General features: G+C 47.2%; 17 protein-coding genes and 1 riboswitch. Of the genes, 5 read left to right on the forward strand and 12 right to left on the reverse strand.

Annotated elements, in window-relative coordinates:
* Window positions 1-3 precede the first annotated feature (3 nt).
* Entirely contained in the window at window positions 4-1437 is a 1434-nt protein-coding gene (locus KNQ13_RS02230) for a leucyl aminopeptidase (protein ID WP_209548013.1), read from the reverse strand.
* Between the two features lie 356 nt (window positions 1438-1793).
* Between KNQ13_RS02230 and ptsP the strand changes: the two genes are divergently transcribed.
* Window positions 1794-3518, forward strand: coding sequence for a phosphoenolpyruvate--protein phosphotransferase (ptsP, locus tag KNQ13_RS02235; RefSeq protein WP_209548014.1), 1725 nt, complete (start codon window positions 1794-1796; stop codon window positions 3516-3518).
* A gap of 338 nt (window positions 3519-3856) precedes the next feature.
* Here ptsP and KNQ13_RS02240 read toward each other — a convergent pair whose 3' ends face one another.
* The 6 genes from KNQ13_RS02240 to KNQ13_RS02265 form a co-directional block, all read right to left on the reverse strand.
* Window positions 3857-5368 carry an MDR family MFS transporter gene (locus KNQ13_RS02240; protein ID WP_071499651.1) on the reverse strand — a complete coding sequence of 504 codons (1512 nt, stop codon included), beginning with the start codon at window positions 5366-5368 and terminating at the stop codon, window positions 3857-3859.
* A gap of 146 nt (window positions 5369-5514) precedes the next feature.
* Complete coding sequence (ptsG, locus tag KNQ13_RS02245; protein WP_071499650.1) at window positions 5515-7608, reverse strand: glucose-specific PTS transporter subunit IIBC; 2094 nt, start codon at window positions 7606-7608, stop codon at window positions 5515-5517.
* Between the two features lie 131 nt (window positions 7609-7739).
* Window positions 7740-9263 carry a glucose-specific PTS transporter subunit IIBC gene (gene ptsG / locus KNQ13_RS02250; RefSeq protein WP_014971089.1) on the reverse strand — a complete coding sequence of 508 codons (1524 nt, stop codon included), beginning with the start codon at window positions 9261-9263 and terminating at the stop codon, window positions 7740-7742.
* A 220-nt stretch (window positions 9264-9483) separates the two neighbouring features.
* The gene (glcT, locus tag KNQ13_RS02255; protein ID WP_014971090.1) at window positions 9484-10341 is read right to left on the reverse strand and encodes a glucose PTS transporter transcription antiterminator GlcT; all 858 of its coding nucleotides are present in this window, start codon (window positions 10339-10341) and stop codon (window positions 9484-9486) included.
* A gap of 101 nt (window positions 10342-10442) precedes the next feature.
* On the reverse strand, window positions 10443-10760 hold the full coding sequence (locus KNQ13_RS02260; protein WP_071499649.1) for a YuiB family protein: 318 nt from the start codon (window positions 10758-10760) through the stop codon (window positions 10443-10445).
* 83 nt (window positions 10761-10843) lie between these two features.
* On the reverse strand, window positions 10844-12055 hold the full coding sequence (locus tag KNQ13_RS02265) for an NAD(P)/FAD-dependent oxidoreductase (RefSeq protein ID WP_071499648.1): 1212 nt from the start codon (window positions 12053-12055) through the stop codon (window positions 10844-10846).
* Between the two features lie 243 nt (window positions 12056-12298).
* On the opposite strand from KNQ13_RS02265, the gene KNQ13_RS02270 reads away from it, so the two are divergent.
* Window positions 12299-13294, forward strand: a complete 996-nt coding sequence (locus KNQ13_RS02270; RefSeq protein ID WP_209548015.1) for an NAD(P)/FAD-dependent oxidoreductase — start codon at window positions 12299-12301, stop codon at window positions 13292-13294.
* Window positions 13295-13592: 298 nt separating this feature from the next.
* On the opposite strand, the gene KNQ13_RS02275 is transcribed toward KNQ13_RS02270, so the two are convergent.
* The 3 genes from KNQ13_RS02275 to KNQ13_RS02285 form a co-directional block, all read right to left on the reverse strand.
* Window positions 13593-14102, reverse strand: coding sequence for a GNAT family N-acetyltransferase (locus KNQ13_RS02275; RefSeq protein WP_209548016.1), 510 nt, complete (start codon window positions 14100-14102; stop codon window positions 13593-13595).
* Window positions 14099-14965 (reverse strand): NAD-dependent epimerase/dehydratase family protein, encoded by an 867-nt coding sequence (locus KNQ13_RS02280; protein ID WP_071499645.1) that lies wholly within the window; start codon window positions 14963-14965, stop codon window positions 14099-14101. Before KNQ13_RS02280 ends, KNQ13_RS02275 begins: the two co-directional genes overlap by 4 nt.
* A 123-nt stretch (window positions 14966-15088) precedes the next feature.
* Window positions 15089-15439, reverse strand: coding sequence for a HesB/IscA family protein (locus KNQ13_RS02285; RefSeq protein ID WP_209548017.1), 351 nt, complete (start codon window positions 15437-15439; stop codon window positions 15089-15091).
* A 117-nt stretch (window positions 15440-15556) separates the two neighbouring features.
* Window positions 15557-15697: riboswitch (FMN riboswitch) on the forward strand.
* A gap of 159 nt (window positions 15698-15856) precedes the next feature.
* Here KNQ13_RS02285 and KNQ13_RS02290 point away from each other — a divergent pair.
* Complete coding sequence (locus KNQ13_RS02290; protein WP_071499644.1) at window positions 15857-16423, forward strand: ECF transporter S component; 567 nt, start codon at window positions 15857-15859, stop codon at window positions 16421-16423.
* A 63-nt stretch (window positions 16424-16486) separates the two neighbouring features.
* On the opposite strand, the gene KNQ13_RS02295 is transcribed toward KNQ13_RS02290, so the two are convergent.
* Window positions 16487-16720 carry a YuzB family protein gene (locus tag KNQ13_RS02295; protein WP_012371187.1) on the reverse strand — a complete coding sequence of 78 codons (234 nt, stop codon included), beginning with the start codon at window positions 16718-16720 and terminating at the stop codon, window positions 16487-16489.
* 92 nt (window positions 16721-16812) lie between these two features.
* Here KNQ13_RS02295 and KNQ13_RS02300 point away from each other — a divergent pair, with 92 nt between their 5' ends.
* Window positions 16813-17865 (forward strand): NAD(P)/FAD-dependent oxidoreductase, encoded by a 1053-nt coding sequence (locus KNQ13_RS02300; RefSeq protein WP_071499643.1) that lies wholly within the window; start codon window positions 16813-16815, stop codon window positions 17863-17865.
* 15 nt (window positions 17866-17880) lie between these two features.
* Here the strand turns inward: KNQ13_RS02300 and KNQ13_RS02305 are convergent, their stop codons facing one another.
* On the reverse strand, window positions 17881-18186 hold the full coding sequence (locus KNQ13_RS02305) for a DUF1462 family protein (protein WP_071499642.1): 306 nt from the start codon (window positions 18184-18186) through the stop codon (window positions 17881-17883).
* 110 nt (window positions 18187-18296) lie between these two features.
* On the opposite strand from KNQ13_RS02305, the gene KNQ13_RS02310 reads away from it, so the two are divergent.
* Window positions 18297-18524 (forward strand): NifU family protein, encoded by a 228-nt coding sequence (locus tag KNQ13_RS02310; RefSeq protein ID WP_012371190.1) that lies wholly within the window; start codon window positions 18297-18299, stop codon window positions 18522-18524.
* Window positions 18525-18544: the final 20 nt, after the last annotated feature.

The following is an 18544-nucleotide window of genomic DNA, read 5'->3' on the forward strand; positions in this document are numbered from 1 at the left end:
GGATCATCCTTCACGTTCAACAAAACGATACAGACTCCGGACCATGACACCGGTCGCGCCTTTTGGACCGAGTTCGGTCGCGGCCTTTTGTTCCGATGTTCCGGCGATATCGAGATGAAGCCATGGTGTTTCGCCAACGAATTCCCCGACAAAGGCACCACCAAAGATCATATGCCCCATCCGTCCCGGTGAATTGTTTAAATCCGCGACGTCGGAGCGGCGAACTTGTTTGATGAATTGATCGACGTACGGCATCTGCCAGACCATCTCGTTTGTCTCTTGCGTCACGGCTTCGAATCGACTGTAAAGAGCCGCATCATTCGTCAACGCACCCGTGATTTCTGTTCCAAGCGCAACCAGGACACCGCCTGTCAACGTCGCTAGATCGATGATCATCTTCGGTTTGTATTCTTTGGCATAAGTGACGGCGTCTGCTAAAACCAGTCGCCCTTCTGCATCCGTGTTTAAGATTTCGATCGTTTTTCCCGCCATCGACGTGATGACATCATCCGGCTTAAACGCGTCTCCGGAAATCATGTTGTCCGTCGCCGGGATGACACCTAATACGTTGACGTTTGGTTTAAGTTTACCGAGGGCTTCAAACAATCCGAGCACGGCTGCCGCGCCCCCCATATCCCCCTTCATCCCAACGATCCCGTCTTTTGGTTTGATCGAGTACCCACCCGTATCAAATGTGACCCCTTTTCCGACGACGGCGATCGGTGCGTCGTCACCTGCTCCGTTGTACTCGAGGACAATCAGTTTTGGTGGAATCGTTGACCCTTGGTTGACGGCCAGCAAGGCGCCCATTCCGAGTGCTTCCATCTCTTCTTTTTCCAAAACCTTCAGGTCGTGCCCGTACCGCTCGGCGATAAAACGCGCTTCGTCTGCTAAAGCAGGTGCGGTCAGCAGGTTCCCTGGCATCGTCACGAGGCGTCGTGCGAGGTTCGTCGCTTCAGCAAGCGCTTCTCCACGTTCTACGTCCCGTTCTCCCGCATCCGACCAAATCGTTAAGTCCAGCTCATACGTCGCATGTGTCGTCGTCTTATAATGTTTGACTTCGTATGTAGCTAAACCAAACGTCTCGGCGATCAATTCGACCGGTTGACTTGGAAACGTCGTCGCGTCAACTGTCGCTTTTGAGAGGTTCCGTGTTTTTAAGAACTGAGCTGCCTTCCCAAATAAACGACGAAGTGTGTCCGGCGTGAGACCTTCCGTTTTCCCAAGACCGACAAATAAGACACGTTCGACTGTTCCGGTTAACGTTGGCAATAAACGGAGTTCTCCTTGTTTCGTCGAGATATCTCCCCGACGCACCCACTCATCCAATCGATCCGGATAAAGCGAACGAATCCGTTCCTCGACTGGTTGGTTACCTGAAATACCGACGACCAGTACCTCGACATGTGCTTGTTGATCTACTTGGTTCCATTTCATGTTCAATTCCCCCTTGTAGTAATATTTATAAGTATGAAGTGTTTGATCGGATTTTCCAACTGATAGCACCCAGAAAGAATGAAACCGCTCTCATTTTTGACGTTCGTTAATTTGTCGATTTGGACCGTTTCAAACGATTGTTGCTCGTTTCACAATGTGATAGGATTAAACAGGTGAAAAGGACAGGCACTTCTACTAAACGGTCATTTTGGCAACAACAGAAATGTCTACGTTTTCATTTAAAGGGAGAGTCCGCAATCGACCCGTTAAGAGAGATGCGTTTATGGGTATCTATAGATAGCAAAGAAACGACGTCATTGCGGCAAAAAAAACTTACTGAAAAGAGGGTAATGCACATGGCACAGCATATCAAAGGAATTGGCGCTTCTGCAGGGATTGCGATTGCGAAAGCATTCGTGATGGAAACACCTGTCTTTGACATTCCAACTAATAAGATCGAGGATTCAGCGGCTGAAAAAGAGCGTTTCCAAGCAGCCATCGTTAAATCGAAAGGTGAACTCGAAATCATTCGTGAGAACACATTAAAAGAACTAGGCGCAGATAAAGCAGAAATCTTTTCAGCTCACCTCTTAATTTTAGAAGACCCGGAAATCGTTAGCCAAGTTAATGCGAAGATCGATGAAGATAAAACAAACGCAGCACAAGCACTTGATGAAGTCTCACAGATGATGGTCATGATCTTTGAATCGATGGACAACGAATACATGCGCGAGCGTGCAGCCGATGTTCGTGACGTTACAAAACGGACGATGGCCCACTTGCTCGGTATCACATTCGTCACACCGGCTCAAATCAATGAAGAAGTCATCATCATTGCCGAAGATCTAACGCCTTCAGATACAGCACAACTCAACCGGAAGTATGCAAAAGGATTTGCTACGAACATCGGTGGACGGACTTCGCACTCGGCGATCATGTCCCGTTCTCTTGAAATTCCGGCTGTCGTCGGAACAAAAGTCGTCTTGACGGAAGTCAAACACGGTGATTTCTTGATTCTCGACGGTACGGAAGGTGACGTCATCGTCAACCCTTCAAGCGAACAGATTGCTGAGTATGAAGAAAAACGTTCAGCCTATATCGCTCAAAAAGAAGAATGGAAAAAACTCAAAAACGAAAAAACAGTCACAGCTGACGGTCATCACGTCGAGCTCGCAGCGAACATCGGAACACCAAATGATGTGAAAGGCGTTCTCGAGAACGGTGCCGAAGCAGTCGGATTATACCGGACAGAGTTCCTTTACATGGACGCTGAAACATTCCCGACGGAAGATGAGCAATTCACGGCATACAAAACGGTCCTCGAATCAATGGGCGATAAAAAAGTTGTCATCCGGACACTTGATATCGGTGGCGACAAAGAGTTGTCTTACCTTGATCTCCCGCATGAGATGAACCCGTTCCTCGGCTACCGGGCGATCCGTCTTTGCCTGGATCAAACAGATCTCTTCCGGACACAACTTCGTGCCCTTCTCCGCGCAAGTGCGTACGGTAAACTTGCTGTCATGTTCCCGATGATCGCGACACTCGAAGAATTCCGTGCAGCAAAAGCACTTCTCTTGGAAGAAAAAGCAAACCTTCAAGCAGAAGGTGTGACGGTTTCTGAAGAGATCGAAGTCGGTATGATGGTTGAGATTCCGTCAACGGCTGTCATGGCGAAACAATTCGCAAAAGAAGTCGACTTCTTCTCTGTCGGAACAAACGACTTGATTCAATACACGATGGCTGCTGACCGGATGAACGAAAAAGTGTCGTATCTCTACCAACCGTTCAACCCAGCCATCTTAAGCTTATTGAACAACGTCATCACAGAAGCACACAAAGCGGGCAAGTGGGTCGGCATGTGCGGGGAGATGGCTGGAGAAGAACTCGCTCTTCCGATTCTCCTTGGACTCGGACTCGATGAATTCTCAATGTCTGCGTCATCTGTCCTTCGCGCACGTAGCTTGATGACTCGTTTGAACAAAGCAGAGTGTGAAGCGATCGTCGAACAAGTACTCGATATGGATACAGCGGAAGATGTCGTCAACTTCCTCAGCACGACATTCGATATCAAAAAATAAGGCATCTTTTTGGACACGTCCCATCGCGGGGCGTGTTTTTTTGTATCATTAACAAAGTATCCTCTTTCCCCTATACTTTGTGCGGGAAATCGGATTAACCTACGTCGAAATCATTCCTCTTTGCACTCGCTTTCCTCAGGCGAGACACAAGCCAGTTTTCCTGCCCCATATGGGCAGAAAAGCGGGTCTTGTTTGTCTCTGACAGCGCAGTTGGCACTTGCGCTTTTTCCTGTAGGAATCTCGTGCATCAAATGATTTCGAACAACAAAAAAGGGAAGCAGATTTTGACATCCACTTCCCTCTCTTCCAATGCTTATCTAAATAGCTTTACCCGCACATTATGCTTGCTTTGTTTTCGGTCGTTCGCCTTGACCTTCTTTTAACGTGGGTCGTTCATTCCCCATCAGGAAAACAAAGACGACACCAAGCACTGCTGGAATCAATGCCCACAAATAGACCGACGAAATCGATTCCGCAAGTGACGACTTGATCGCATTTGCTACTTCCGGCGGCATGCTCGCAAGGGCCGAAGCCGTCGGGAATTGCCCGCCATCCGGTGCGTTTCCGCCCGGCAACTGTTCACTGATCGTCGATGAGAACGTCCGGGACTGGATGATTCCAAGCACCGTCACCCCAAGCGTCATCCCAATCGTCCGGAATGTCGAACCCATAGAGGTCGCAGCCCCACGTCTTTGCATCTCGATCCCATTGATACTGGCAAGATTGAGTAACGAGAAGCTGAACCCGACACCAAAACCTAAAATGATCATGTAGATCGTAATGGCTGTTCTTGATGTTTCAAGCGACATCGTGCTTAACAGATAAACCCCTAACAAGAAGAAAACTGCCGAGACGAACATGACGTTTCGGAATCCGTATTTATTCGGCAGACGTCCACCGAGTTGCGCCGAGACGACCGATGCGATCAGCATCGGCATCAAGATCAAACCGGAGTTTGTCGCACTTCCGCCAAACACTCCTTGAACAAAAATCGGAATGAATACACTGGCAGAGATGAAGACGAAGCCGTAAAAGAACGCCACCCCTTGTGTCGCCGCAAACAGTTGGCGTCTAAATAAACTGAATGTAATGACGGGATCAGCCGCCCGACGTTCGATGAAACCAAAGACGATAAAAGCAACGAGTGCCGCGCCGAATAATCCTAAGATTTGCGGTGAACTCCAGGCGTAATCTTTTCCGCCCATCTCAAGCGCCAATAAGAACAGGACCAATCCTGCGACTAACGTCACCGCTCCGGCATAATCGATTTTTTGCGTCCGGTGAATCGGTGATTCCTTGTAGAACAACGAGACGAGTGTCAACGCCAATACGCCGAGCGGGATATTGATGTAAAAGACCCAGCGCCAGTTAATGGCATCGGTCAAGACCGCACCAAGCAACGGTCCGAAAATACTTGAAATTCCGAAGACGGCACCAAACAATCCACTGACCTTCCCCCGCTTTTCCGGTGGGAAAATATCAAAGATGATCGTAAACGCGATTGGCATCAAGGCACCGCCGCCAAGACCTTGAACGGCACGATAAATGGATAATTCAATGATCGAGTCCGCCATTCCGCACAGCACACTGCCGGCGATAAAAAGTAACATCCCGAACAGGAAAAATCGTTTTCGACCATACATATCACTCAACTTACCGAAAATCGGCATGCCAGCGACAGTCGCAATCATATAGGCGGAGGTCACCCACGCATATTGATCAAATCCGTTGAGCTCACTGACGATTGTCGGCATCGCCGTCGCAACGATAGTATTGTCCATCGCCGCCACTAAAATCCCGATCAATAAACCTAACACGACATAACGTGTTTTTGTCGAAGTCGTAGCCATCGACTCACCTCTTTCTCAAAAAATAGCTAATCTTCATAATAGCTTATTCATTGTATCATCGTATGTGCAAAATCTCATTACTGAATGTTTAACTCCTCAAAAAAAAACACGATCTCTCTAAGAAGAGAAACCGTGCCTTAAGGATGTTATTTGATCTCATACGATATTTTTTCACCCGCTTCGACTGTTTTTCCAACATCGACCGCAACTTTCCGGTCGCCGCTGTTCGTGACGATGATTGGTGTGAGTAACGATGGGACGAGCGGTCGAATCTGTTCGAGGTCAACGCTTAGCAACGGCGAACCTGGTTCGACCCGATCGCCTGCTTTGGCGAGTGCTTCGAATCCTTTTCCTTCAAGCGATACGGTATCGATTCCGATATGAATCAAAATTTCATCTCCATTATCAGCAAGGATGCCAATCGCGTGTTTTGTTGGGAAGAAGGTCGTGATTTCACCGGATACAGGAGAAACGACATATCCTTCCGTCGGTTCGATCGCATATCCGTCACCCATCATCCGTCCGGAGAAGACTTGATCCGGTACATCATCCAGCGATCGAATCACTCCGCTCATTGGTGAAACATATCCTTCAACCGGTACATATGCTCCATCCGTTCCAGCTAAGCCCGACCGATCATCGGTCCGTGATTCGGCTCCCGTCGGAACTTGTGGAATCGGATCGGCTTCTGGTTTAACCGGTGGTTGATAGTTCGGATCGTTCATGATTTCTGCCATCTCGGTCTTGATTCCGTCCGATTTCGGACCAAAAATGGCTTGAACATTGTCTCCGACTTCAAGTACTCCTGCAGCACCAAGCTGTTTCAGCCGTTCTTTATTGACGCCTGATTTATCGTTGACGGTAATCCGGAGCCGCGTGATACAAGCATCCAAATGTTTGATGTTTGAAGCCCCGCCAAACGCTTGGAGAATTTCATACGGCAGTTCGCCAGCCGTCGTCGTCGATGCGACGGCCCCTTCTTGAATCGCTTCGCGTCCCGGAATCTTCAAGTCAAACTTCGTGATGACGAAACGGAAACCAAAGTAATAGATGACCGCAAAAACTAACCCGACTGGTATGACGAGCCACCAGGAGGTCCGGTTCGGTAAAATCCCGAACAACGTATAGTCAATCAATCCTCCGGAGAAGGTCATCCCGATTTTGACGTTGAGGATGTCCATGATCATAAAGGATAATCCAGCGAATACGGCGTGGACCGCAAACAATAACGGTGCAACGAAAACGAATGAAAACTCAACGGGTTCTGTAATACCGGTCAAAAACGATGTCAAGGCAGCTGAGAAATATAACCCTTCAACCGCTTTCCGCCGATCCTTCGCAACCGTATGGTACATCGCAAGACAGGCAGCAGGAAGACCAAACATCATGAACGGATATTTTCCTGTCATGTATGTCCCTGCCGTAAACGGAACACCGTCTTTTAATTGCGCAAAGAAAATCCGCTGATCTCCGTTGACGATCGTACCGGCTTTATCCGTATACTCACCGAACTGGAACCAAAAACTCGAATACCAAATGTGATGCAGACCAAACGGAATGAGTGAACGTTCGACTAATCCAAAGATGAAGGCAGATAACGTTTCATTTGATTCAATGATCGTTTTCGAGAACGTATTGATTCCCGTTCCGATCGGCGGCCAAATGTAACACAACGCAAAACCAGCGACTAAACTGAATAGCGCTGTAGCAATCGGGACAAACCGTTTACCGGCAAAGAATCCAAGGAAATCCGGTAGTTTAATTTTAAAGAATTTATTATAGCTGTACGCCGCAATCAACCCGGCGATGATCCCTCCGAATACCCCCATTTGCAGGGTCGGTATTCCTAACACGGTCGCATACGATAAATCACTCGATTTTTGTGCTTCTGCAATCTTTTCAGGCGTAATCTGTAAAAACGAACTGATAACTTTGTTCATGATCAAGAATCCGACAATCGCGGCTAATCCTGCGACCCCTTCACCGTTCGCAAGACCAATCGCGACCCCGACGGCAAACAATAATCCTAGATTGGCAAAGATGATATCCCCTGCATCTTGCATGACTCGCCAAATGACGACTAATGCATCATTTTCAAGAAATGGCAGATACTGCGTCAGATTCGGGTTTTGAAAAGCCGTACCAAACGCTAGGAGAAGCCCCGCTGCCGGTAGGATTGCAACCGGTAACATCAAAGCTTTACCAATCCGTTGCAACACACCAAACACGTTTTTCCACATCAGTGATTTCCCTCCTTTTTTTAACCAAACTACTTACTTCATACCCTTAATGTTTATTCCGCGAAACTATTTAGAAGATGTTTATTTCCACAAAAAAAGAGCCTTCCCAAATCGGGAAAACTCTTCATGCATTAAACTGATTTTTCTTGTTTACGTGACGCGATGACAGCTTGAATTTCAGATTTGATGTTATCTGATTTTGGTCCGTAGATCGCTTGGACGTTGTTACCAACTTCAAGAACCCCTGCCGCACCTAATTTTTTCAATTCATTTTTGTCAACTTTTGATTTATCAAGTACTTCAACACGAAGGCGTGTGATACATGCATCAAGGTGTTTGATGTTTGATTCAGAACCGAGTGCATCAAGGATACCAGCTGCAAGCTCAGATCCTTGAGCCATTGAAGTTTCTTGGACTTCGTCTTCACGACCTGGTGTTTTCAAGTTGAACTTGCGGATTGCGAAACGGAATCCAACATAGTACACAACTGCGAGAACAAGACCGACGACGATGACGAGCCACCACTGCGTACGTCCTGGAAGGACACCGAAGAGAAGGAAGTCGATCAATCCACCTGAGAATGTCATCCCGATTTTAACGTTCAAGAGTTGCATTGTCATGAACGAAAGACCTGCGAAGACTGCGTGAACTGCGAACAAGATTGGTGCAACGAATAAGAATGCGAATTCGATTGGTTCTGTGATACCTGTTAAGAAAGCTGTAAGTGCTGCTGATCCAAGAAGACCACCAACGATTGCGCGACGCTCTGGGCGTGCTTCATGGTACATAGCAAGTGCTGCTGCTGGAAGACCAAACATCATGAACGGGAATTTACCAGTCATGAATGTACCAGCTGTTAATTCAACGTTATCTTTTAACTGAGCGAAGAAGATCGCTTGGTCACCACGAACGACGTCTCCTGCTGCATTCGTGTACGAACCGAATTCGAACCAGAATGGTGCATAGAAGATATGGTGAAGACCGAATGGAATCAATGAACGTTCAATGAGACCAAAGACGAATGCTGCAAGTGTTGGGTTTTTCTCCATCATAAAGTGGGAGAATGTGTTCAACCCGTCTTGTGCGAACGGCCAAACGAATACAAGAACAAGACCTGCGAACAATGAAACAACTGCTGTAACGATTGGAACAAAACGTTTTCCTGCGAAGAATCCGAGGAATTGCGGCAATTCGAGATTATGATACTTCCCGTAGGCCCAGGCGGCGATCAAACCGATGATGATACCACCGAAGACACCTGTTTGAAGTGTTGGAATACCAAGTACGTTTGAGTATCCTTGACCGTTTGCCACCATTTCTGGTGTAACGCCGAGCCAAACGCTCATCGTTTTGTTCATGATCAGGAATCCGACGATCGCTGCAAGTCCGGCTGCGCCGTCTCCTGCTAATCCGATTGCGACACCGACCGCGAATAAAAGTGCTAAGTTACCGAAGATGATATCCCCGGCTGCTTCCATCAATTTTGCAACCTTGATGATTGCATCATTTTTTAAGAACTCGAGTTTTGACGTCAAGTTCGGATTTTGCATCGCATTACCGAATCCGAGTAAGATCCCGGCAGCAGGCAAAATCGCAACAGGAAGCATCAACGCTTTACCAACACGTTGAAGAACAGCAAAAATCTGTTTGAACATGTGTGTTTCCTCCTCTTAATCTAAAATCTACAATAATAAATAATACCAATGACAGGTCGAAAAAAGTCAGACATCTGACCGATTTTTACAGAAAAAAATCAGGCACAAGCGGATTGTAGACAAAATACACTTATCCCGCGAAAAATCCTAACGGAAATAAACCATTTTGCCCGACATCCCACTCATGCCTGATCGTATCAGTAACACGTAGTCCGTGCGGTCATTTACCTAAATCGTACTGCACTAAGCGTTGCAGATGCATCGTAAGATACGTCGCTTCACCGCGCGGTACCGCTTTCTTCAACTGACGTTCCATGATGGACATCAGCTCCCAAGCAGTATCATAGCACAGCGGATATTCTTCGCGCAATAGCTTTTCTACTTTTTCTGGCGCCTCTAGGTACTCACCATTGGAAACCCTTTCAATCGCTGACCGTAAGTGACGAATTAAACGCTTATAATCCAACGATTTTCGATCGATTTTGATCTGCAAACGCTGTTCGATATGACTGGCAATTAATCCGACGAGTTGATGATGTCGGTTCACTTCGAGCACATCTTTGAAGTTCGTTGCCGAATGAATATGGAGCGCGATGAAGCCCGTTTCTGCAGGCGGCAGATAAAAATTCATCTCGGCACTGATGAATTCAACGATTTCTTCCGCCAAGGCATACTCTTCCGGATATAAGGCTTCCGTTTCTGCAAGAAACGGATTCGTCACTTCCATGCCTTGCTCCAAACGTTTGAACGTAAACGTCAAATGATCCGTCAACCCGATATGAATATGTTCATCAACCCGTTTTCCGAACCGCGTTTCAATCATCGAAACGATTTCGTTCATCAAAGCGATGAAATTTTCATCGAGGTGTCCGACAAGTGCCTTATACTGTGCCTGCTCGTCTTTATCTTTTAACGTATAGACTTTTTCTAGCTTTTCAAGATCCGTTAGTTGATCGTCTGGCTTCCGACCGAAGCCAATCCCTTTCGCGAGGATAATGACTTCCTGGTTGGCACCAGTCGAACAAATGACGACATTATTATTCAAGACTTTGATAACGCGGTACATTTGTTTATCCATTCGCTCTCAACCCTATCTGCTCTTACACATTTTTTAAAAGACACTGTTTTTATTATAACGTGTTTCCACGCACTAAAAAAGCCTACTCACTCAAGTAGACTTTAAAACATTTGGTAACCACTTTTACGCAGAAAGCGAATGGACATACCGGCGATGACGATTCCGGCAAGGCCGGCCACAAACATCGTGACATCTGCCGTCTGCAGCCCCATGATCCGTTCACCGAGTGCCGGAACCGCTTCACGGGCATTCGTGAAGTAATCAAGCGTCGACTGGTTATCAATCATCATGATGATGATCAGCGGATAGAGGACAAGCATGATCCACGTACTGCGTAACAACATGTTTAAGATAAAACCGATACTAAAGAACATGACGAGATAGAGAACACTCCCGATCACGGCTTGAATGATATGCATACTGTTCCCCCTTTGAATCTCTTTTTTAGTATAACCGACAAAAAAGGCAAATGCACGAGTGTACATTTGCCTAAAACGTGAACTTAGAATTTACCTTTTTTGATGGCAAGACCAATCTTTTTCAACTCAAGGAAATGTTTGTTGTCGATGACTTTTTTCATGAATGATGCGTTACGTCCGTAAATCTTCTTCCCGAAGACCATACCGATTCCATCTTTATGACCAAGTGAAGCGACTGTTCCTTTGTTTTCATATGTGAACGTTGATGTTTGACGTCCACCGATGAGAGCAGAGATGTTTTCAGCCACTTTGTGTGCTTGTTGCGTCGCGATCTGAGCAGTCGGCGGGTACGGACGATTCGAATTCGGATCCATGACTGCTGAACAATCACCGATCATGAAGACATTTTCGTGTCCAGGAACACGGAGGTCTTCTGCGACGACGACACGGTTACGCATCGCTTCAAAGCCAGATGCTGCAACAACCGGGTTACCGCTGACGCCACCTGTCCAGATGATTGTGTTCGCTTCGATTGTTTCTGTTGTTTCACCTTGAAGCGGTCCGAATGTCACGCTGCCCGGTCCACATTCCTTGATGCCGTTACCGAGTTTGAACTCGATGCCTTGGCGCTCAAGCCATTTGTGTGCGTAGTTGACAAGATCCGCATCAAATCCAGGAAGGACTGTTGGAGCAGCTTCGATATTGACGACACGAACGAGTTCGCGTGGGATATCATATTGTTTACACAATTCAGGAATCCGGTTGACGAGTTCACCCATGAACTCAATACCCGTAAATCCAGCACCACCGACGACAATCGTCAAGAGTGAACGGTTTGTTGAACCCGTCGTTTTGTACTCGGCGAAGGAATAGTCGATATGTTCCTTGATTTTTCGGACACTGTTCAGTGAACTGATCGTTAGAGCGTTCTCTTTCAATCCTTTAATGCCGAATGTTTCCGGAACGCCACCAAGTGCGACGACGACGTAGTCATAAGGAACTGTTCCACCGTCGACAAGCTTCACTGTGTTGCTTGCTGTATCAACTTTCTCGACGATACCTTTGACAAGTTTGACACGCGAAGGATTGATGACATCATTGATGTAGATACGTGCCTGTTCAGCAGACATCGTTCCTGCTGCCGGTTCGTGTAACCACGTTGTTTGGTAATGATAATCGTGTTTGTTGATTAATGTGATGTTCGCTTGGTCGACGCCAAGTTTCTTTTGAAGGTTGACTGCTGTGATCAATCCACCGTAGCCGGCTCCAAGAATAACAATGTTTGGTGTGTTCATGTTCTGATACCCCTTACGCTTAATAGTTTTGTTGTGATTTCCTTCACATTCAATTGCAGATAAATGCTCGAAAACTTTGTTCAAATAATGTTCACACGTCTATACGTTCATTGAACCATTTTCTATCATAGATTGCAAAGCTAAAATATGCAATCCCTTAAAAAAATGTGAGATGTCTCGCACTTGCCACATCGAACCCATCTTCCTATATAATAGGAGTATCCAACTTTAGGAGGGACTCAGATGCACCAACCATATGATGTAACGATTATCGGCGGTGGTCCAGTCGGACTGTTCACCACTTTTTACTCAGGCATGCGTCAGATGAAGACGAAAGTCATCGAAAGTCTACCACAACTCGGTGGACAACTGGCGACGCTTTATCCTGAAAAATATATATACGACATTGCCGGCTTCCCGAAAGTCAAAGCCCAGGATTTGATTGATCGTCTGCTCGAACAAGCAAACGAATTTGATCCGACGTACGTCCTCGGCGAAACCGTCCTTGCTTATGAACGGCTCGATGACGGACTGATCCGCCTCGTCACGAATAAAGGAGAACATTACACGAAAACCGTCATCCTGACAGCTGGAAACGGGTCGTTCGCCGCCCGTCCACTTGGTGTCGCAGATGCAGAACGTTTCGAGACGAGTAACCTGCATTACTTCGTCAACGAGATGGATCGCTTTAAGGATCGCCAAGTCGTCTTACTCGGTGGTGGCGATTCCGCAGTCGACTGGTCATTGATGCTTGAGCCGATCGCTAAATCCGTCACGCTCGTTCACCGTCGTGATAAATTCCGTGCCCATGAGCATACGGTCGAGCTGTTACACAACTCATCCGTCAATGTCATGACACCGTATACACTCGAATCAGTCACGGGTGACGACAGCATCGAGACGTTAACCTTTAAACATGCGGAAACAGATGATGTGATTGTCGTCGGTGCCGATGATGTCGTCTGTAACTTCGGTTTTGTTTCCTCGCTCGGACCGCTCAAGGAGTGGGAAGTCGAGTTTGAACGGAATTCGATCCGCGTCAACTCGAAGATGGAAACGGCGATCCCCGGTGTCTTCGCATGCGGCGATATCGCGACTTACGACGGTCGTGTCAAATTGATTGCGACGGGTTTCGGTGAAGCACCGATTGCCGTCAATCAAGCGAAGTTGCTTGTCGATCCTTCAGCGCGTCACCCGCAACACTCGACTAGTCTTTTTGAGAAAGTCAAAAATCATTAAGTTACGCCCAAAAGAAGAGTTGCCTCGATGCAAATCGAAGTTTCTCTTCTTTTTGTTTGCAGTCTAAATGACTGTGTTTGACGCCGCCAGATTCTTTCTTCCCGTGCTTTCCTCAGGCGAGACGCAAGTCGCGGCTTCTTGACCTTACCTTTCAAGAAGCCGGGTCTCGCTTGCCTCTGGCAGCGCGAAAAACGCGCTTTTCCCTGTAGGAGTCACGGGAAATGAATCTTTTCTACACAGTTCTTTCAATTCAAAAAAAATCATCCTAATCGCAATAGAATGATTTTTCAAAGCAATTTTAAGACAATGGCACGTTGAATCGTCGAACACGCGTCCCGTCTTCTTTTACATACGATTCGACTTCTTGTCCACCGTTTGCTTCGATGACACGACCGGACGCCAGGTTATCTGCACTGCATGTGATCAAAACAGAGGCAAGCCCCCGCTCTCTTGCGACGTTCAGTGCTTGACGTAACCCTTCCGTCGCATACCCGTTCTGCCGGGAACTCGGACGAATCCCGTAACCGATATGCCCACCGATTTGCTGCAGTTGGTCGTTCAGGTCATGCCGGAAATTGACCGCACCGACGATTTTTTGTCCGTCATATAACCAATAGGTCGAGTGCGTGACCCAGTTTTCCGGTGCCACCTGTTCTTCTTGTTGTTGCTCCTCTAAAAAATCCGCTAACGGCAAAAAGGTTTTACTGACGACACTTGGTACGATCGATTCGCCGGATTGTTGCCACTCCAGTAAAAAATCGAGGTATTCGACTTCAAGTTGTACAGACGGTTTGATTAATGTAATCATCTGTGATTGCGGACCTCCTCTTCAATGAGTCGATCGAGCCAGTCGTCGACATGTTGGAACAAATACCCCGCTTGTTTTGCGGCTGCCGTATCCATATAAAAGTCGTGATCCGGTGCCAGTGGTGACGGGTCTTCTCCAGTCGTTTCAAAACGGGTGGTCGTTTCCGCGACACGATCGATCTTATCCATCAAGTCTTGGATCGACAACACGCCGTCACTCGCCGCGTTGATTGGTCCGGTCATCGTCGAGCGTCCACACCATTCGAGAAATGCTGCTGCTTCGTAACTCGAGATGTACCCCATTTTCGCGTACAGATTTTCTGCAATGATCGGCTGATCTGCCAATGTTCGTTTGATATGGAACACCAATCGTTCCGTATAATCGTCCGGTCCTAAAACGACCGGGAAGCGGACAGCGATGACCGGGAACGTCGCCCGTTGGAAAAAGTAACTTTCTGCTTGGCGTTTTCCTTCCCCGTAATCATGTTCTTTTTCGAGGTCATATTTCCCAGGAAACGGATTGTAGGCACGTTCTGAAATCTTCGTTCCACCGTTCTCATAAACTGACATCGTCGAGGTCAAGATATAACGACCGACCTTTCCTTCGAACGCATCGACGGCAAGTTTCGCCTGATACGGATTAAAGCAGATGTTGTCATAGATGATATCCCAGTTCTGACTCCCTAAGTCTTTCATCGTGCTGCTTGACGTCCGGTCTCCTTTAAAGAATGTCAAGCCTTTCGCGACAGGTGGCGTGTGCTCGCCGCGCGTGACAATCGTCACATCATCCCCTGATTCTGCAAGTCGTAATGCCAGCCGTCTCCCAAAGTAACGTGTTCCACCGAAGATCAGTACCTTTCGCATCGATAGTCCTCCCTTATCATGGCGTTCGTTGTAATCCTTCTCCATTTAGCGGCGTAAGTCCTGTCTGTCTCTGAAAAACAAAAAAAACCGCAGACGGAATCGTCTGCGATTAGAGTCATTTGATTAACATCCGCCCGGTGTCCCGGCATTGGTTGCAGTCCGGAATGAAGTCCCGCAGCCGCACGTGGCGATCGCATTTGGATTCGTAATCGTGAATCCGCCTCCGAGCATGGATTGTTTATAGTCTACTTCCAGTCCTTTGACGACCGGATAGTCTTTTTGGTCAACGATGACGTTCACACCGTGTTGTTCAAAGGTCAAGTCGGTCTCTTTTTGACTGTCAAAGCCCATTCCGTAGGAGAGACCACTGCATCCGCCACCTTGCACGAGCATCCGTAGATTTTTTTCGTCGTCCGGCGCCTGCATCATCATCTCTTTCACTTGAAGAGCTGCTGCTTCTGTTAATTGGATCATGTCATCACCCTCCCTTTTTTTCTAGTATACGCAATTTCGAGCTGATTCGAAACCTAGTTGCTTGAAACTATCTTGAATTCGTTGTATAAAGGAGTTGTATCAAAAAAAATTAAATCGTTCCATCTTCAGGGCAGGGTGAAATTCCCGACCGGCGGTGAACAGACGATTCGTCTGAAGCCCGCGAGCGAATAGGGCGCTATTTGCTGATTCTGTGTGACTCAGGAGCCGACAGTATAGTCTGGATGGGAGAAGATGGCGGCATGTTTCTATTTCTTGAACCGATTTTTGTAAAAATCGTTCAGGTTTAGTTTATTGCGGACTTCTCCCCTATTGAATCTGATTCGATAGGGGTTTATTTTGGACGCAGCCATGCCAATACTTCATCGAGAGGAACGAGCAAAAGGAGATTATACTCGTATGAAACGCACACAAAAGATGGTCACTTTATCCATGTTAGGTTCAATTTCGTTTGTTCTAATGCTACTCAATTTCCCGTTACCTTTTTTACCGAACTATTTAAAAATCGACTTCAGTGATGTCCCTGCCTTAATCGCAGCCATCATGTTCTCACCGATTGCCGGTGTCATCGTCGAAGCGCTTAAAAACGTCCTGTACTACATCTTCCGCGGAAGTGGTGTCCCGGTCGGAGAGCTTGCAAACTTCGCTGCTGGTGTTGCCTTCATCCTTCCGGTCAGTTGGTTCTATCATAAAAAGAAAACTACAAAAGGTCTCGCAACCGGTCTTGTCGCTGGTACAATCACGATGGCACTCGGTCTTGCAATCCTCAACTATATCTTAATTCTTCCAGCGTACGCTTGGTTCTTCGGTATGGACTACATGTTAGATCCTGCCGTCAAGTGGACGACGATTACAGCCGGTATCTTACCGTTTAACATCATCAAGGCTATGTTCATCTCAGCACTCTTCATTCCGCTGTTTTTGAAACTGAAACCATGGATGATGCGTCGTCAACAAACGATCTAAGTCCGAAGCCGCGCCCGCTGACAGACACGAATCCCCGGTCTCTTCTGAGACACGGGGATTTTTTTAAAGTTCGTTTTCTTCGATTTTTTGATAAATCTTTTCTAACAGTTCTTCCGGTGTCTCGCCGACGACCGTTTCGCCATCGACGAGACAAAAATGGTCGAGTGAACAAATGCCGCAATATCCGAGACATCCATATTCGACGACATCGACATTCGGATCCCGTTCAAGTTGTTGCATGACGACTTGGGTTCCTGTCGCTAAGTTACTGATACAAAATTCAATAATTGGATTCACTTTTTTTCCTCCTTTAAGCAGGAATTGTCCTTCCCCATGTCGTATTATACAAGGTCAGACTGATTTAGGGGAACTAAGGGGGATTTAAAGTTATGAAGCAACTGGTTGTTTTAGGCGGCGGATATGGCGGTATGCGGATTTGTGAACGGTTTAAAGATGAAGAGGTCGCTGTGACCCTCGTCGATCGTTTACCGTATCATGCCTTAAAAACAGAGTATTATGCACTCGCTGCCGGTACATTGTCGGATCGTGATGTTCGAATCGCTTTTCCTGAAGGCGAACATCTCACATATAAATATGGACATGTCGTCCAGATTTCACCGGAGACGAACTCCGTCCATCTGCAAGATGGTACGGAACTTTTTTATGACGATCTCATCATCGCATTAGGGTGTGAAGATAAATACCATAACATACCGGGGGCGCAAGAATTTACGTACAGCATCCAAACGCTTGAAGAGTCTCGGAAAACCCAACAGGCAATTTGCGGTCTCTCACCCGGTGCCGTCGTCTCGATCGTCGGGGCCGGACTGTCTGGTGTCGAACTGGCGAGTGAATTACACGAAAGCCGGAAAGACTTGAAGATCCGATTGTTTGATCGGGGTCCATCGGTGTTGTCGTTCCTGTCGGATAAAGTATCGACATACGTCCAGGAGTGGTTCGAAGAACATGATGTCGAAGTCATCAACAATTCAAATGTCACGTTCGTCACGGCAGATGACGTCCAAAACGGGGATGAGGCCTATCCTTCGAACTTAACGATTTGGACGGCCGGCACACAACCGGTCAAAGTCGTTCGGGATCTCGGATTTGAAGCGGATAGTGGCGGACGCATCAAGCTGACCGAACACCACCACGTCCCGGAACATGAAAATGTCTTCGTGATCGGTGATTGTGCGAGTCTACCGTACGCACCAAGCGGACAGCTCGCGGAACATCAAGCGGATCAAGTCGTCGATGTCCTGCAAGCGAAATGGGACGGTAAAAAACTGCCGAAACTACCAGAGATCAAGTTACGTGGTATGCTCGGCTCGCTCGGGAAATCAGACGGATTTGGGATCGTCATGGGGAAACAGGCATTAACCGGAAAAGTACCACGTCTCTTGAAGTCGGGTGTCCTCTGGAAACATAAAAAGATCAAATAAGCAAAACGGCGCCGGTCATTCCGGTGCCGTTTTTTCGAGTCTCGTATCAATCGCCCGGGTGATTTTTTTCAGCTGGACGTATCCTTCGTCAATCATCTCCTCGTCGAGCAGGACGAGTGGATAAAAATAGACATCGTCCTTCAAGGCCAGGATCCAATCATCTTCGACAGGTGATGTCTCGAAATCAACATACGCAAACGTTAATGCTGTCTCGTATTTTCGCCCAAGTACGGCTTGGAGCCAGCTGTAGGTCTCTTCTGAACTCGGTGCCCCGACGCAGCTCGGACATGTCTGTGCAGCGCCATATACCTTGATTTCCATTCAAACTCCCCCTCTTGATGGATACTTCTTTTTTAGTATACAAGTTTTCCAGATTGAGAACATTTTTCAACCCTGTTACAATGATTCTATAAGAAAGGATGTGTTTACGCATGGAAATGTTTGATCAAGTGAATGAAGTCCTCGAAAAATTGCGTCCGTTCCTTCTTCGTGACGGAGGAGACGTTGAACTCGTAGATGTAGAAGACGGTATCGTCAAACTCCGTTTAATGGGAGCTTGTGGCAGTTGCCCAAGTTCAACCATTACATTGAAGGCTGGTATCGAACGTGCCCTTCTTGAAGAAGTCGCTGGCGTCGTCGAAGTTGAACAAGTCTTCTAAGACTGAAAATCCCCACTGAC

Origin of the sequence: Exiguobacterium sp. s128, from assembly GCF_018618815.1 — a bacterium.
Classification (GTDB): Bacteria; Bacillota; Bacilli; order Exiguobacteriales; family Exiguobacteriaceae; genus Exiguobacterium_A; species Exiguobacterium_A antarcticum.

Bases quoted from the DNA above. Each gene is read 5' to 3' on its own strand.
- KNQ13_RS02230 (WP_209548013.1), bottom strand. From the start codon at position 1,437: ATGAAATGGAACCAAGTAGATCAACAAGCACATGTCGAGGTACTGGTC.
- ptsP (WP_209548014.1), top strand. From the start codon at position 1,794: ATGGCACAGCATATCAAAGGAATTGGCGCTTCTGCAGGGATTGCGATT.
- KNQ13_RS02240 (WP_071499651.1), bottom strand. From the start codon at position 5,368: ATGGCTACGACTTCGACAAAAACACGTTATGTCGTGTTAGGTTTATTG.
- ptsG (WP_071499650.1), bottom strand. From the start codon at position 7,608: ATGTGGAAAAACGTGTTTGGTGTGTTGCAACGGATTGGTAAAGCTTTG.
- ptsG (WP_014971089.1), bottom strand. From the start codon at position 9,263: ATGTTCAAACAGATTTTTGCTGTTCTTCAACGTGTTGGTAAAGCGTTG.
- glcT (WP_014971090.1), bottom strand. From the start codon at position 10,341: ATGGATAAACAAATGTACCGCGTTATCAAAGTCTTGAATAATAATGTC.
- KNQ13_RS02260 (WP_071499649.1), bottom strand. From the start codon at position 10,760: ATGCATATCATTCAAGCCGTGATCGGGAGTGTTCTCTATCTCGTCATG.
- KNQ13_RS02265 (WP_071499648.1), bottom strand. From the start codon at position 12,055: ATGAACACACCAAACATTGTTATTCTTGGAGCCGGCTACGGTGGATTG.
- KNQ13_RS02270 (WP_209548015.1), top strand. From the start codon at position 12,299: ATGCACCAACCATATGATGTAACGATTATCGGCGGTGGTCCAGTCGGA.
- KNQ13_RS02275 (WP_209548016.1), bottom strand. From the start codon at position 14,102: ATGATTACATTAATCAAACCGTCTGTACAACTTGAAGTCGAATACCTC.
- KNQ13_RS02280 (WP_071499645.1), bottom strand. From the start codon at position 14,965: ATGCGAAAGGTACTGATCTTCGGTGGAACACGTTACTTTGGGAGACGG.
- KNQ13_RS02285 (WP_209548017.1), bottom strand. From the start codon at position 15,439: ATGATCCAATTAACAGAAGCAGCAGCTCTTCAAGTGAAAGAGATGATG.
- KNQ13_RS02290 (WP_071499644.1), top strand. From the start codon at position 15,857: ATGAAACGCACACAAAAGATGGTCACTTTATCCATGTTAGGTTCAATT.
- KNQ13_RS02300 (WP_071499643.1), top strand. From the start codon at position 16,813: ATGAAGCAACTGGTTGTTTTAGGCGGCGGATATGGCGGTATGCGGATT.
- KNQ13_RS02305 (WP_071499642.1), bottom strand. From the start codon at position 18,186: ATGGAAATCAAGGTATATGGCGCTGCACAGACATGTCCGAGCTGCGTC.
- KNQ13_RS02310 (WP_012371190.1), top strand. From the start codon at position 18,297: ATGGAAATGTTTGATCAAGTGAATGAAGTCCTCGAAAAATTGCGTCCG.